General features: G+C 38.7%; 16 protein-coding genes and 1 tRNA gene. 12 read left to right on the forward strand and 5 right to left on the reverse strand.

The genetic code is table 11. The annotated features are described in order from the left end of the window. The 4 genes from AYS37_RS04730 to AYS37_RS04745 are packed head-to-tail and all read right to left on the reverse strand — an operon-like array spanning position 1 to position 3,855. A complete protein-coding gene (locus tag AYS37_RS04730; protein ID WP_000423117.1) occupies positions 1–1,323 on the reverse strand; it encodes a M23 family metallopeptidase in 1,323 nt (440 codons plus the stop codon). A gap of 9 nt (positions 1,324–1,332) precedes the next feature. Next, positions 1,333–2,277: an outer membrane beta-barrel protein gene (locus tag AYS37_RS04735; protein ID WP_000911250.1), complete on the reverse strand. Its 945-nt coding sequence runs from the start codon at positions 2,275–2,277 to the stop codon at positions 1,333–1,335. A gap of 8 nt (positions 2,278–2,285) precedes the next feature. Next, the gene (locus tag AYS37_RS04740) at positions 2,286–3,143 is read right to left on the reverse strand and encodes an outer membrane beta-barrel protein (protein ID WP_001874659.1); all 858 of its coding nucleotides are present in this window, start codon (positions 3,141–3,143) and stop codon (positions 2,286–2,288) included. After that, a complete protein-coding gene (locus AYS37_RS04745; protein ID WP_001874660.1) occupies positions 3,133–3,855 on the reverse strand; it encodes a hypothetical protein in 723 nt (240 codons plus the stop codon). Before AYS37_RS04745 ends, AYS37_RS04740 begins: the two co-directional genes overlap by 11 nt. A 148-nt stretch (positions 3,856–4,003) precedes the next feature. On the opposite strand from AYS37_RS04745, the gene panB reads away from it, so the two are divergent. From panB to AYS37_RS04790, 9 genes are all read left to right on the forward strand, one after another. Beyond that, positions 4,004–4,816 (forward strand): 3-methyl-2-oxobutanoate hydroxymethyltransferase, encoded by an 813-nt coding sequence (gene panB, locus AYS37_RS04750; protein ID WP_000062686.1) that lies wholly within the window; start codon positions 4,004–4,006, stop codon positions 4,814–4,816. Then, positions 4,817–5,827, forward strand: coding sequence for a Holliday junction branch migration DNA helicase RuvB (gene ruvB / locus AYS37_RS04755; RefSeq protein ID WP_000664528.1), 1,011 nt, complete (start codon positions 4,817–4,819; stop codon positions 5,825–5,827). It abuts the gene before it with no gap. A 66-nt stretch (positions 5,828–5,893) separates the two neighbouring features. Then, positions 5,894–6,376: a Sec-independent protein translocase protein TatB gene (tatB, locus tag AYS37_RS04760; protein ID WP_000467582.1), complete on the forward strand. Its 483-nt coding sequence runs from the start codon at positions 5,894–5,896 to the stop codon at positions 6,374–6,376. After that, the gene (tatC, locus tag AYS37_RS04765) at positions 6,369–7,091 is read left to right on the forward strand and encodes a twin-arginine translocase subunit TatC (protein WP_000461180.1); all 723 of its coding nucleotides are present in this window, start codon (positions 6,369–6,371) and stop codon (positions 7,089–7,091) included. The genes tatB and tatC overlap by 8 nt, the downstream gene beginning before the upstream one ends. After that, positions 7,092–8,129, forward strand: a complete 1,038-nt coding sequence (queA, locus tag AYS37_RS04770) for a tRNA preQ1(34) S-adenosylmethionine ribosyltransferase-isomerase QueA (RefSeq protein WP_000657420.1) — start codon at positions 7,092–7,094, stop codon at positions 8,127–8,129. It begins immediately after the preceding gene. Next, complete coding sequence (gene rsmG, locus AYS37_RS04775) at positions 8,126–8,662, forward strand: 16S rRNA (guanine(527)-N(7))-methyltransferase RsmG (protein WP_001068860.1); 537 nt, start codon at positions 8,126–8,128, stop codon at positions 8,660–8,662. The genes queA and rsmG overlap by 4 nt, the downstream gene beginning before the upstream one ends. Then, positions 8,656–8,898, forward strand: coding sequence for a PP0621 family protein (locus tag AYS37_RS04780; RefSeq protein ID WP_000944413.1), 243 nt, complete (start codon positions 8,656–8,658; stop codon positions 8,896–8,898). Before rsmG ends, AYS37_RS04780 begins: the two co-directional genes overlap by 7 nt. Positions 8,899–8,900: 2 nt before the next feature. Beyond that, positions 8,901–9,308 carry a hypothetical protein gene (locus AYS37_RS04785; RefSeq protein ID WP_000906061.1) on the forward strand — a complete coding sequence of 136 codons (408 nt, stop codon included), beginning with the start codon at positions 8,901–8,903 and terminating at the stop codon, positions 9,306–9,308. Between the two features lie 42 nt (positions 9,309–9,350). Further along, a tRNA-Ser gene (locus AYS37_RS04790) sits at positions 9,351–9,438 on the forward strand. A 15-nt stretch (positions 9,439–9,453) separates the two neighbouring features. On the opposite strand, the gene AYS37_RS04795 is transcribed toward AYS37_RS04790, so the two are convergent. Then, complete coding sequence (locus AYS37_RS04795; RefSeq protein ID WP_079327147.1) at positions 9,454–10,035, reverse strand: outer membrane protein; 582 nt, start codon at positions 10,033–10,035, stop codon at positions 9,454–9,456. Positions 10,036–10,344: 309 nt separating this feature from the next. Here AYS37_RS04795 and AYS37_RS04800 point away from each other — a divergent pair, with 309 nt between their 5' ends. Genes AYS37_RS04800 through ftsH form a run of 3 tightly spaced genes read left to right on the forward strand, consistent with a single transcriptional unit; the run spans position 10,345 to position 13,616 of the window. After that, positions 10,345–10,719, forward strand: coding sequence for a chemotaxis response regulator CheY (locus AYS37_RS04800; protein ID WP_000772151.1), 375 nt, complete (start codon positions 10,345–10,347; stop codon positions 10,717–10,719). 12 nt (positions 10,720–10,731) lie between these two features. Further along, positions 10,732–11,709: a 50S ribosomal protein L11 methyltransferase gene (gene prmA, locus AYS37_RS04805; RefSeq protein ID WP_001874661.1), complete on the forward strand. Its 978-nt coding sequence runs from the start codon at positions 10,732–10,734 to the stop codon at positions 11,707–11,709. Between the two features lie 8 nt (positions 11,710–11,717). Then, positions 11,718–13,616 carry an ATP-dependent zinc metalloprotease FtsH gene (gene ftsH / locus AYS37_RS04810; RefSeq protein ID WP_000805287.1) on the forward strand — a complete coding sequence of 633 codons (1,899 nt, stop codon included), beginning with the start codon at positions 11,718–11,720 and terminating at the stop codon, positions 13,614–13,616. The last annotated feature ends 2 nt before the right edge of the window (positions 13,617–13,618 follow it).

Raw genomic sequence — 13,618 nt, forward strand, 5'->3', positions numbered from 1 at the left:
CTATCCTTTCATTAAAAGCCGTTTGGCTTGCTCTATGGGAGTGATGATATTGGTTTTTATCCATTGCTCATTAAGCCATTCATTGGGCCGGACAAAAACCCCTTGCAAAAGCATCCCTAAATGCAACCCGCTCCCTAATTTCAAACCACTACTCCCCACGCTTTTATCATCTTTTAAATGGGCTAAAAAAACGCACAAACCTAAGCCATAGCAATCCATTAAACTATTACCATAAAAATCCAATTCCCCCTTAAAAACCCTCTTCATAGATGGATCAAACGCTAAAGATAAATCCTTGCCAGGTATCAAATCCACCCCTAAATGCAAGAATTTAAACAACACCTGATTGTCCTTTAAAAACCGCCGATTTTCTAAAAAATTGCTTATCATTTTAAAAGGCCCATTCAAGGGTTTTAGCGCTTGAAAATGAGAAAAATCCTTATAAAAATCCCCTTGCTCTAAAGCGATCTTTTGGATTTTTTCTAAATCTTTTAAGCGCGCGTTGGAAAATCTTTCTAATAAAGTTTGCTCAGTGTAGTTTTGAAATTTTTCTTGCTTTGCAATCTTATCTTTTAAGGCGCTTAAATTTATATCTTTTTCCCTCACATGATGGGTTTTTCGCTTGAGTAATAAAGGGGTGGTATTAGAGTTATAGGCTTTATCTTTAGCGACAATGAACGCCCTAAAATCCTTATTTTTATAAGGCCAAGGCACTAGAGCGATAAAAACATTACGCTGTTTGAACTCTAAAAGCCTGAAAGCTTTAAAATCCTTTTTTTTGACGCGCACAAACGCTTGAGACAAATTCTTATCCAAAGCTTCAAAGACAACTACCGCACTCCCTCCATAAGCGATGCTTGGGGAACGAGATAAAATCGTGATTGAGGGTTTTATCGTATCAATACACACTTTTTGTTTGAAAGACGCCTTATTGCCATTGAAAAAATTAGCATAGCTCCAATCGCTCGCCTGAAATTCATAATCAAGGCACTTGTCTTCTAATCCCATGATTTCAGGCCTGATCAAAGGCACTTCTAAAGACTTGGGTTTATCCAATACCAGACTTTCTTTTTCATATAAGATCAAATTGTCTTTTGTGGTTACTTTTATCTCATAGCGTTTGATGCCCTTTGGGGCTACTATTTTAACCTTAATAGGTTTTTTCAAATCCCAAAAAAGCGCTTCATTGTTGTCATTAAGCGCATTTTCTTCGCTCTTTAAACTAAAACTTAAAGCTCTGGGTTTTGTGATTAAAGCGTTAAAAATCAAATAACCCCCTAAAATCAAAACGACTAACGCTAAAATTTTAAACCTCAACTCCAAGATCAAGCCTTAAAAAATGAACGCATAATTCACTAATAAAAAACTGGATCGCTTGAACTGGTTGTTAGCCGAAATCAACAATCGTTCATCATCTTCTTTATTTTGATAGAGCGCTCCCTCTTCCACTCCCATCCTCAAATAGCTAATCGGTAATTTGGTGCCAATCTCTAAGCGGTGTTTCCTATAAAGCGTTAAACTCACGCCCACATTAAAAGTGTAATCCACTTCAATCAAAGATTTCCATAAAAAATTAGGGCTTGAATAGCCCCCCACCACCAAATTCCTCCCGTTTTGATTAGGCTTGTCTTGATAAAGCATAAGCCCTATCCCAAAACCCGCATAAACGCCTAAAAAATGCTTTTTAGTTTTAAAATCTAAAGGCATATCAAACAATAAATCGGTATTCATAGCCCCTAAAACATAAATAAACGAGCCTACAGATTGCTTGCTTGCATCCTCTTTTAACACCCCTCCCCCAAGCAATAAATCCCCATAAAATCGTGTCCCAAAATAAGGCACAAAGTATTTTTGATACCCGAATTTAGTGCTAATCATAGAAACAGGAGCGTTAATATTGATATTGTTTTTAAACGTGCTAGGGGCATTCGCGCCATATTTGTCTAACATTTCCCCTTGATAAGACAAGTTAAGTTCCCCATAAGCATACCCACCTCCTAAAAAAACCCCACTCTTATCATCGGCTATGGAAAAAGATTTGAGCAATTTCTCTTTTTTCTTGGAGGAAATTTTAGGATAAGATCGATCAATATATTCCTCTTCAAACTTATCCTTATCCATCTCTTTGGGCGAAACCCCTTTTTCGGTAAGCTGTTGCTTTAAATGGTTTATTTTTTCGTCTAATTGTTGGTTTTCTTCTTCTAAATTGTCATAATCTGTCGCTTGAAGTCCTAGTATGAGCGCGATATAAATCAAACCATATTTAAATTTCAACATTTTAGCCTTTACAATAAATAGTTGTAACTAATATAATAAATATTAGTGCTTTTAAAGTAATATAAAAAGGTTTGCGAAGTTTCTTTTAAGGGAGGCATTTTTAAGGCTAATTCAAAGCGGTGTTTGAGGTTGAGCGTCATGCTCACCCCTAAATTTAGCACTAATCCAAAAGCGTTAGGCTGTGAATACCCTTTAATCTCTTTTAAATTTTGATACATCCCATTCCACCCCACTCCAACGCCTCCAAATATCCCTAACGCAAACCTTTTTTCTTTGTCAATAGGCTTATCCATCAACAAATCAATATTCAAGCTTGCGGTTTGATAAGAGGCTAAAGAATCGCTTTTAAACCCTTTCATCGCCCCCCCTAAATATTCCCCATAAAAGCGTAAGGCGCTAATCCCGTTAGCAAAATACTTTTGATACCCGCTCCTTAAGCCATACAACAAAGGAGAAGCTTGAATATTGCTTAAAGGTTCAAACTTCTCATAAGGATTAGCGTTAATCCCTATATCACCAAGGATCACGCCTATAAAAAAACCGCTCTTATTTTTAGCCATTTGCTGGAATAAGATGGCTTCATTTTTTTCATGCAATTCCCCTTTGAGCATGTAAAGTTGGCGTTTTTTCTTATGGATTTCTTCAAGCAGGCTTTTTTCATCAATATTCTTTTTAGCTTCCTTGTTTTCTTCAAACTCTAGCGTTTGGGCGCGTTTTTCTTCCAAAAGAATGGGAGCGTCTTTAGGGGGATTTTCTTTAATCATGTTTTCTTCAGTCGTATTCTCTTGAGCCGTATTTTCTTCAGCACGCAAGCTTAAAATAAAACCAAAGCATAAAATGAGATTTCTTATTTTTTTAGAACACATATTGATACCCAATGCTTACTATAGCTCCCCACCAAGTCTCTTTTGAAGAATTAGATTGCAAAAAAGGGAAATTATTCAAAATTTTAAATTCAAATTCAATGCGGTTTTTTTCTAATACCGTTAGAGCCAATCCTGCGTTAAAAGACATCCCCCATTCCGCCGTGTAATTCACCCCATGCGCCACAACCCCCAAGCCTAAACCCATATACCCCCCTATATAAAGGTATTTCCCCACAAAGGGCAAAGGAAAATCCAATAAAAAATCCCCATTCAGCATAACCGATTGAAACCCCACGCTCCCAAAGCCCGCTTTTTTAGGAGCCCCTCCATAATATTGGATATAGATGCGCCTGCCAATGATATTGGGCTTGACCAAGCGTGCAAAAAACGACGGCCTGAAAGTTTGATAGCCAAAACGCAAGCCATAAGCGAACAAATAATTTAAAATATTCCCGGTGATACTAGAGCTATTGGTTTTGACCATGATTTCATGGTTATAAAAAAACCCAGTATTGATCCCTAAAATAAGCCCGCTTTTAGCGTTCGCCCTCTTTAAATCTCTGATTAATTCTTCAACTTCTTTATCTTCATAAGCCTTATAATACTTGATATATTTGTAATATTTTGGGTCTAGGGTGTCATAATCAAGTGCGCTCAATCCTGCACAAAACCCCATTAAAGACCATAAAATAGCTCGTTTCTTAAGACCCAAAATCGCCAAATCCCTTGAATTGTTTGTTAAAAGTTTCTTTCAATTATACTAAAATAATTAAAATGACCGGTTAAAATAGAGTAAAATTTTTACCCTCCCCAATAAAGTCATGCTACAATGCCACTATATTTAACACTTAGGATTCTTAATGAGCATGCAAACCGCCCCAATTAAAAAAATCACTCTCAACCACCTCCAAGCTAAAAAAAATCAAGAAAAAATCATCGCCATTACCGCTTATGACGCGCTGTTCGCTCAAATATTTGATCCGCTAGTGGATGTGATTTTAGTGGGCGATAGTTTGAATATGAGTTTTTTCAATCAAAACGACACTTTAAGCGCGAGTGTAAAAATGATGCTCTATCACACCAAAGCCGTGTGCGCGGGCGCTAAGACTCCTTTTATCATCACAGACATGCCCTTTGGAAGCTATAAAGATGAAAAAACAGCCCTAAAAAACGCCATTAGAGTTTATAAAGAAACCCAAGCGAGCGCGATCAAACTAGAGGGGGGGAAAGAAAAAGCGAAACTGGTTAAAACGCTCACTGATGAGGGCGTTATTGTGGTAGGACACATCGGCTTAATGCCCCAATTCGTGCGTCTTGATGGAGGCTATAAGATTAAGGGCAAAAATGAAGAACAGCAAAAAAAGCTTTTAGAAGACGCCTTGAGTTTAGAAGAAGCTGGGGTGGGTTTGTTGGTTTTAGAGAGTATAACCACCCCTATCGCTCAAACAATCACGCAAAAAATCAAAATCCCCACGATCGGCATAGGGAGCGGTAAAGATTGCGACGGGCAGATTTTAGTGTGGAGCGATATGTTAGGCTTTTTTGATAGTTTTAAGCCTAAATTCGTGCGAGAATACCTTAAGGGGAAAGAATTGGTTCAAAACGCTATCAAGCAATACGCTGACGATGTGAAAAAGGGAAACTTCCCTAACGAATTAGAAAGTTATCATTAAATGAAAGAACGGATAGTCAATCTAGAAACTTTGGATTTTGAAACTTCTCAAGAAGTGAGTTTGCGCCCTAGTCTTTGGGAAGATTTTATCGGTCAAGAAAAGATTAAAAGCAACTTGCAAATTTCTATTTGCGCGGCTAAAAAACGCCAAGAAAGTTTGGATCACATGCTCTTTTTTGGCCCGCCCGGTTTGGGTAAAACTTCAATCAGCCATATCATCGCTAAAGAAATGGAAACCAATATCAAAATCACCGCCGCTCCCATGATAGAAAAAAGCGGTGATTTAGCCGCCATTTTGACGAATTTGCAAGCTAAAGACATTCTTTTCATTGATGAAATCCACCGGCTCAGTCCAGCGATTGAAGAGGTTTTATACCCGGCGATGGAAGATTTTAGGTTGGATATTATCATAGGCTCAGGTCCAGCGGCTCAAACCATTAAAATTGATTTACCCCCTTTCACCCTCATCGGCGCTACCACTAGAGCTGGAATGCTCTCTAACCCCTTAAGAGACAGATTTGGCATGAGTTTTAGGATGCAATTTTATAGCCCTAGCGAACTGGCTCTCATCATCAAAAAAGCCGCCATTAAACTCAACCAAGACATCAAAGAAGAAAGCGCTGATGAAATCGCTAAAAGGAGCAGAGGCACGCCAAGGATTGCTCTAAGGCTTTTAAAAAGGGTGCGCGATTTTGCATTAGTCAAAAATTCAAGCTTGATGGATTTAAACATCACTTTGCATGCCTTGAATGAATTAGGCGTGAATGAATTGGGCTTTGATGAAGCGGATTTGGCGTATTTATCTTTGTTGGCTAACGCTCAAGGAAAGCCGGTGGGTTTGAACACGATTGCAGCGTCTATGAGAGAAGATGAAGGCACGATTGAAGACGTGATTGAGCCTTTTTTACTCGCTAATGGTTATTTAGAGCGCACCGCTAAAGGCAGAATCGCCACGCCTAAAACCCATGCGCTTTTAAAAATCCCCACTTTAAAGTCTCAAACTTTATTTTAATCTTGTTTAGAAAGAAAATTACACTACAATAACGATAAAATTTTAAGGGTGTGAAAGTAGATCATTATGTTTGGCATGGGCTTTTTTGAAATCCTTGTGGTGTTGGTTGTAGCGATTATTTTTTTAGGGCCAGAAAAATTCCCCCAAGCTGTCGTGGATATGGTGAAATTTTTTCGTGCGGTTAAAAAAACGCTCAATGACGCCAAGGACACTTTAGATAAAGAAATCAATATTGAAGAAATCAAAAAAGAAACCCTAGAATATCAAAAGCTCTTTGAAAATAAAGTGGAGAGTCTTAAAGGCGTTAAGATTGAAGAATTAGAAGACGCTAAAATAACTGCAGAAAAGGAGATTAAAAGCATTCAGGATTTGATGCAAGATTACCAACAAAGCCTAGAAAACAACGCACCCCCTAACCATTCCAATAAAGAAGTTTCCAATGAAGAAGCCTTAAATAAAGAAGCTTCAAGCGATGAATCTCTTAAAGAAGTCCAATTAGCAACCGATAACAACGCCAAAGAACACGACAAAGAAAAAGAGCATGTTTGAAGATTTAAAACCGCATTTACAGGAATTAAGAAAGCGTTTGATGGTTTCTGTAGGAACGATTTTAGTGGCGTTTTTGGGGTGTTTTCATTTTTGGAAAAATATTTTTGAATTTGTTAAAAATTCTTATAAAGGCACGCTCATTCAGCTCTCCCCTATTGAAGGGGTCATGGTGGCGATTAAAATCAGTTTTTCAGCCGCTATCGTCATTTCCATGCCCATTATCTTTTGGCAATTGTGGCTTTTTATCGCTCCAGGGCTTTATAAGAATGAAAAAAAAGTGATTTTGCCTTTTGTGTTTTTTGGGAGTGGCATGTTTTTAATTGGGGCGGCATTTTCTTATTATGTGGTGTTCCCTTTCATCATTGAATACTTAGCCACTTTTGGGAGCGATGTGTTTGCGGCTAATATTTCTGCGTCCAGTTATGTGAGCTTTTTCACGCGCTTGATTTTAGGCTTTGGCGTGGCGTTTGAATTGCCTGTTTTGGCGTATTTTTTGGCTAAAGTGGGCTTGATCACTGATGCGAGCCTGAAAGCGTATTTTAAATACGCTATTGTAGTGATTTTTATTGTAGCAGCCATTATCACTCCCCCTGATGTGGTGAGTCAAATCTTTATGGCATTGCCTTTAGTGGGGCTTTATGGGCTTTCTATTTTGATTGCCAAAATGGTCAATCCGGCTCCTAAAGATAACGAAAATGACACCAAAGAGAATTAGTTGAAAGAATTTGATTTAGAGAGCTATGATTATTATTTGCCTAAGGAATTGATCGCCAACTACCCCGTTTTGCCCAAAGAAAAGGCTAAATTACTCGTCTATGAAAGGCGTTCGCAAACAATCACGCACACCACTTTTGAGCATGTTTTAGACTTTTTCCCTAAAAACGCCCTTGTGGTGTTGAACGACACTAAAGTGATGAAGGCTAGGCTTTTTGGATCTAAACATGCCTTTTTGCCATCAAAAACGACTGAAGTGTTTTTCCACCGCTTTTTTAAAGGCAACACCGCCCTAACTCAAATTAAGGGTAAGATCAAAGTGGGGGATAAAATCTTTTTTGATACAAATTATCACGCTGAAGTCTTAGAATTGCTTCATAACGGCCAGCGCTTGATCGCTTTTTATGACAATCAAACCCCCTTAAATCAAGAAAATATCTTAAAGCTTTTAGAACAATACGGGCATATGCCCTTACCCCCTTATATTAAAAGAGCGGATGAGAGTTTGGATGCGCATGAATACCAGAGCGTGTTCGCTAAACACATCGGCGCGGTGGCTGCCCCTACGGCGTCATTGCATTTTTCTCAAAATACCTTAGAAAAATTATTGAAAGATTTCAAGCACGCTTTTTTGACCTTACATGTGGGAGCTGGGACTTTTCTTGGCGTAGAAACTAAGGACATTAGAGAGCATCAAATCCATACAGAAGTTTTACGCATTCCTAAAAAAAGCCAAGAAATTTTGCAAGAATCCCAAGAGGTTTTATGCATCGGCACGACCGCTTTAAGGAGCGTGGAATACTTTAAGCGTTTAGAAAACCCTAATCAAGAATCGTTTGAATGCGACATCTTCTTGCATCTTGCCAATCCTATCCAGCATGTCAATCACTTGCTCACTAATTTCCATTTGCCCAAATCAAGCCTTTTAATGCTTGTAAGTGCGATGATAGGCTTAGAAAAAACCAAAGAAATCTACAAAATAGCCATAGAAAAGAAGTATCGTTTTTATTCTTATGGCGATGGGATGCTGATTTTATGAACCCCTTATTGCAAGATTATGCGCGCATCCTTTTAGAATGGAATCAAACGCACAACTTGAGCGGCGCGAGGAATTTAAGCGAGTTAGAACCCCAGATCACAGACGCTCTAAAGCCCTTAGAATTTATCAAAGATTTTAAAAGCTGCTTGGATATTGGGAGCGGGGCGGGACTTCCTGCTATCCCTTTAGCCCTTGAAAAACCTGAAGCGCAATTCATTCTTTTAGAGCCAAGGGTAAAAAGAGCGGCTTTTTTAAATTACATTAAAAGCGTTTTGCCTTTAAAAAATATTGAAATCATTAAAAAGCGTTTAGAAGATTATCAAAATCTTTTACAAGTGGATTTAATCACTTCTAGAGCGGTCGCTAGCTCTTCTTTTTTGATAGAAAAAAGCCAACGCTTCCTAAAAGATAAGGGGCATTTTTTATTCTACAAAGGCGAGCAGTTAAAGAATGAAATCGCTTATAAAACCACTGAATGCTTTGTGTATCAAAAGCGTATTTATTTTTACAAATCAAAGGAAAGTTTATGTTAAGAATTTTAATCCCCTTACTCATTATCGTGTGGGTTTTATGGCGTTTGTTTTTGAGGCAAAAACCCCACAAAAACGACCACAGAGACAACCACTCTTACACGCAACAAACCCCCAAAGAATTAGAAGATCACATGATTGTATGCTCTAAATGCCAAACCTATGTCTCTAGCAAAGACGCTATTTATAGCGGAGCGGTAGCCTATTGCAGTGAAACTTGTTTGAATGATAAGGGGTAAACATGCTTATTTTAGGACACCCTTTAATCCCTAGTGCTCGTTTTGTTTTCGTTAAAAACACCGATGGCATTCATTCCAGTGCCAATAACGATATAGTGTGTTTTGAAGCAAACCCAAAAAATTTGGAATTAGCCCAATATTGCTGTGAAAATAGCGTCCATTTTAGCGTGATCTTTTTATCGCACAAGATAGAAACGGACGCCTTTTTTTTATTCAACGCTTTCAAACCGCTCTATTGTATTTTTAAGGATATTAAGCAAGCCATACTCGCCCAACAACACGCCACTAATTACTTATTAGATAGCAAAATCTTGTTTTCTATGGATTTTAACGATACAGAGTCGTGGGAAATTTGCGCTAAAAATCAAATAGATGGCGTCATTTCTAAAGATTCACTCCTTTTGAAATAAGCCCTTTTTAAACAAATCTTAGTTATAATAAGCCCGTTTTAAGGGGAGATGTCCGAGCGGTTGAAGGAGCACGCCTGGAACGCGTGTAAGGTGCAAGCCTTCGAGGGTTCGAATCCCTCTCTCTCCGCCATTTTAAAAATGCCATTTAAAAATGCCACGAGTGCGAAACAAAAAACAAAAAACTCCTTTCAAACAAGCTGCGCCTTTCAGGCGTTAAAAAGATTTTCATGCCAATTTCCACATCCACCTTATGATACAAAACGATCGTGCGAAACTGCACCCCAAACTTCCCGATAGCCCTAAAATAAGTGTTGTGAAAATTGAAATCTTTCAATGAATCCCAAGTATTCACCACCAAATCTTTGACCTTATTATTGAGTATCCATGTGTTAGCCGCTAGTTGCAAGCCAAAGAAAAAAGCCCAGCGGTTGATAGGGTTTTTAGCGTAAGCGACCATAAAATCCCCTCCCACCCCATAAGTGAACATGTTCGCTTGTAAAGTAGAGTCATTATTAAAAAGCACATTGCCATAATCTATAAAGAAATAATACCTAGAATAAGCCCAATCGTTTTTAGGATTCACTTCATAGCCTTGAAGGATTGAAGCCCCTTGTAAAAGCTTGTTAGTGTTTAAAGGGCGCATAAACACCGTGCCTATTTGATAAGAAGAAGACATGTAACTCAAATTTTCAGCATTTAAAATATTTAAAAAACTTATACCCAGCATTAAAATTCTTAAATAATACACTTACTTGTAAAATCCTTGTCTTTCTTTTTTCAAACCATCCAATGACCCTTTATCGCACTCAAAAGTTATTTTATTACTTTTAAACGATTATGATAGCAAACAAACTGATTTTTTTACAAATGAGAACGCTCATTAAACGCTCCATTTAGCCAATGATTATTGTCGGTCAAGGTAATTTTAATCAAAACATGCTATTATTTGGAATGATTTATTATTATAAGGCGTTAGAGACGCTTTGGCTGTTTAAAAAGAGCCTAATTTAAATGCAATCTTAAAAGGAGAAGCACTTTGAAACTACTGGTAGTAGATGATAGCTCAACTATGAGAAGAATTATTAAAAATACACTTTCACGCTTAGGCTATGAAGATGTTTTAGAAGCTGAGCATGGGGTGGAAGCTTGGGAGAAACTAGACGCTAATGCGGACACTAAGGTGCTTATTACAGATTGGAACATGCCTGAAATGAACGGCTTGGATCTTGTTAAAAAGGTGCGCTCTGATAGCCGTTTTAAAGAAATCCCTATCATTATGATCACCACAGAGGGCGGTAAAGCTGAGGTCATTACGGCTTTGAAAGCGGGTGTGAACAACTACATTGTGAAACCTTTTACCCCCCAAGTTTTGAAAGAAAAATTAGAGGTTGTTTTAGGGACGAACGATTGAGTGTTAGAATCAATGTATTATGAGTTTTTCTTTATCTTCCCTAAGGAGCGAGAGCTTTTTGAGAGCTTTCTTTTAGACACCACACATCTAGCCTTAGAAGAATCAAGCTTAGACAATTTAAAAGCGTTTGACGATGAAGAAACCATTGACTTTATAAGCCAATCCAATTGGCGTTATTTCGCCACTCATGACCCCCTAAAGAAAGATTTAAAAGAAAAACCCCCACATCTCAAAAATTTCGTTATTTTACGCTCTGAAAAAAATTTGAGCGATTCGCTTTTTCCGGCGTTAGAAGCGTTTTGTTTGAATTTAAAACAAAACCTGCAAAGTGAGTTTGATTTTTTCTATCTTTCACGCAATCTGGCTTCAAAAGACTGGCTAGAAGCCTACAAACAAGCTATTTTGCCGGTGCAATGCGCCAAATTTTACATACACCCTAGTTGGCATCAAAAACCAAGCCATGTCGCTACAGATGATAGCATAATGATTGATCCGGCTTTGGCCTTTGGATCAGGCCATCATGAAAGCACTTCTATGTGTTTGGAACTGCTCTCTGATCTTGATTTAAAACGCAAAAACGCCTTAGATGTGGGCTGTGGGAGCGGGATTTTAAGCATCGCCTTAAAAAAACAAGGCGTTAGTGCTTTAAGCGCTTGCGATACGGATAGTTTAGCCGTTGAAGAAACCCTAAAAAATTTTAGCTTGAATCAAATCACCCTATTAGCGCAAGATAAAATCATTTATGGCTCTACGCAAAAAATTAAAGGGCGTTTTGATATCATTGTGGCGAACATTGTCGCTGATGTGATTAAGAGTTTGTATAGTGAATTTGTGCGGCTTTGTAACCACACTCTTATTTTATCAGGGATTTTAGAAACCCATTTAAACTCTGTTTTACAGATCTATTATAATGGATTTGAGGTTTTAGAACAGCGGCAGCGTAACGAATGGGTCGCTCTAAAATTGCTTAGAAAACAATCAATAAATTAAGGATTATAATGAAACCAACGAACGAACCTAAAAAACCTTTTTTTCAAAGTCCCATTATCCTTGCGGTTCTTGGAGGGATTTTGCTCATCTTTTTTCTACGCTCTTTCAATTCTGATGGCAGTTTTTCGGACAATTTCTTAGCTTCTAGCACTAAAAATGTGAGCTACCATGAAATCAAACAGCTCATCAGCAATAATGAAGTGGAAAATGTGAGTATCGGTCAAACTTTGATCAAAGCCAGCCATAAAGAGGGCAACAATCGTGTGATTTATATCGCTAAACGAGTGCCTGATTTGACCTTAGTGCCTTTGTTAGACGAGAAAAAAATCAATTATTCTGGTTTTAGCGAGTCTAACTTTTTTACCGACATGTTAGGGTGGCTCATGCCTATTTTAGTGATTTTAGGGCTATGGATGTTTATGGCAAACCGCATGCAAAAAAATATGGGTGGGGGTATTTTTGGCATGGGGAGTGCGAAAAAACTCATTAACGCTGAAAAACCTAATGTGCGTTTTAATGACATGGCGGGCAATGAAGAAGCCAAAGAAGAGGTGGTAGAAATCGTAGATTTTTTAAAATACCCCGAACGATACGCTAATTTAGGGGCTAAAATCCCTAAAGGCGTGTTATTAGTAGGGCCTCCAGGAACCGGTAAAACCCTTTTAGCCAAAGCGGTAGCCGGCGAAGCGCATGTGCCGTTTTTCTCTATGGGAGGGAGCAGTTTCATTGAAATGTTTGTGGGATTAGGGGCAAGCAGGGTTAGGGATTTGTTTGAAACCGCTAAAAAACAAGCCCCTAGTATCATTTTTATTGATGAAATTGATGCCATAGGTAAAAGCCGAGCGGCTGGAGGCGTGGTGAGCGGGAACGATGAAAGAGAGCAAACCTTAAACCAGCTCTTAGCCGAAATGGATGGTTTTGGGAGCGAAAATGCGCCTGTAATTGTCTTAGCTGCAACGAACCGCCCTGAAATCTTAGATCCGGCCTTAATGCGTCCAGGGCGCTTTGACAGGCAGGTTTTAGTGGATAAGCCTGATTTTAATGGCAGGGTAGAAATCTTAAAAGTGCATATTAAAGGCGTGAAACTCGCTAATGATGTGAATTTGCAAGAAGTCGCCAAACTCACCGCAGGGCTTGCGGGAGCGGATTTAGCGAATATCATCAATGAAGCCGCGCTTTTAGCAGGAAGGAACAACCAAAAAGAAGTCAGGCAACAGCATTTAAAAGAAGCGGTTGAAAGGGGGATTGCAGGGTTAGAAAAGAAAAGTAGGCGCATCAGTCCTAAGGAAAAGAAAATCGTCGCCTACCATGAAAGCGGGCATGCCGTGATTTCTGAAATGACTAAAGGGAGCGCTAGGGTGAATAAAGTCTCTATCATTCCAAGGGGCATGGCGGCTTTGGGCTACACCCTTAACACGCCTGAAGAAAACAAATACTTGATGCAAAAACACGAACTCATCGCTGAAATTGATGTGCTTTTAGGCGGGAGAGCGGCTGAAGAAGTCTTTTTGGAAGAAATTTCTACCGGTGCGAGCAACGATTTAGAAAGAGCGACTGATATTATTAAGGGCATGGTGAGTTACTACGGCATGAGCAGTGTCAGTGGGCTTATGGTGTTAGAAAAACAGCGGAACGCCTTTTTAGGAGGCGGTTATGGAAGCAGTAGGGAATTTAGCGAAAAAACCGCAGAAGAAATGGATCTTTTCATTAAAAACTTGCTAGAAGAACGCTATAAACATGTCAAACAAACCTTGAGCGACTATAGAGAAGCGATTGAAATCATGGTCAAAGAATTGTTTGACAAAGAAGTCATTACAGGCGAGAGGGTGCGTGAAATCATCAGCGAATACGAGGCCGCCAATAATTTAGAAAGCCGTTTGATCCCTTTAGAAGAGCAAGCGAGTTAAAA

Origin of the sequence: Helicobacter pylori NQ4053 (assembly GCF_000274605.1) — a bacterium.
Classification (GTDB): Bacteria; Campylobacterota; Campylobacteria; order Campylobacterales; family Helicobacteraceae; genus Helicobacter; species Helicobacter pylori_CV.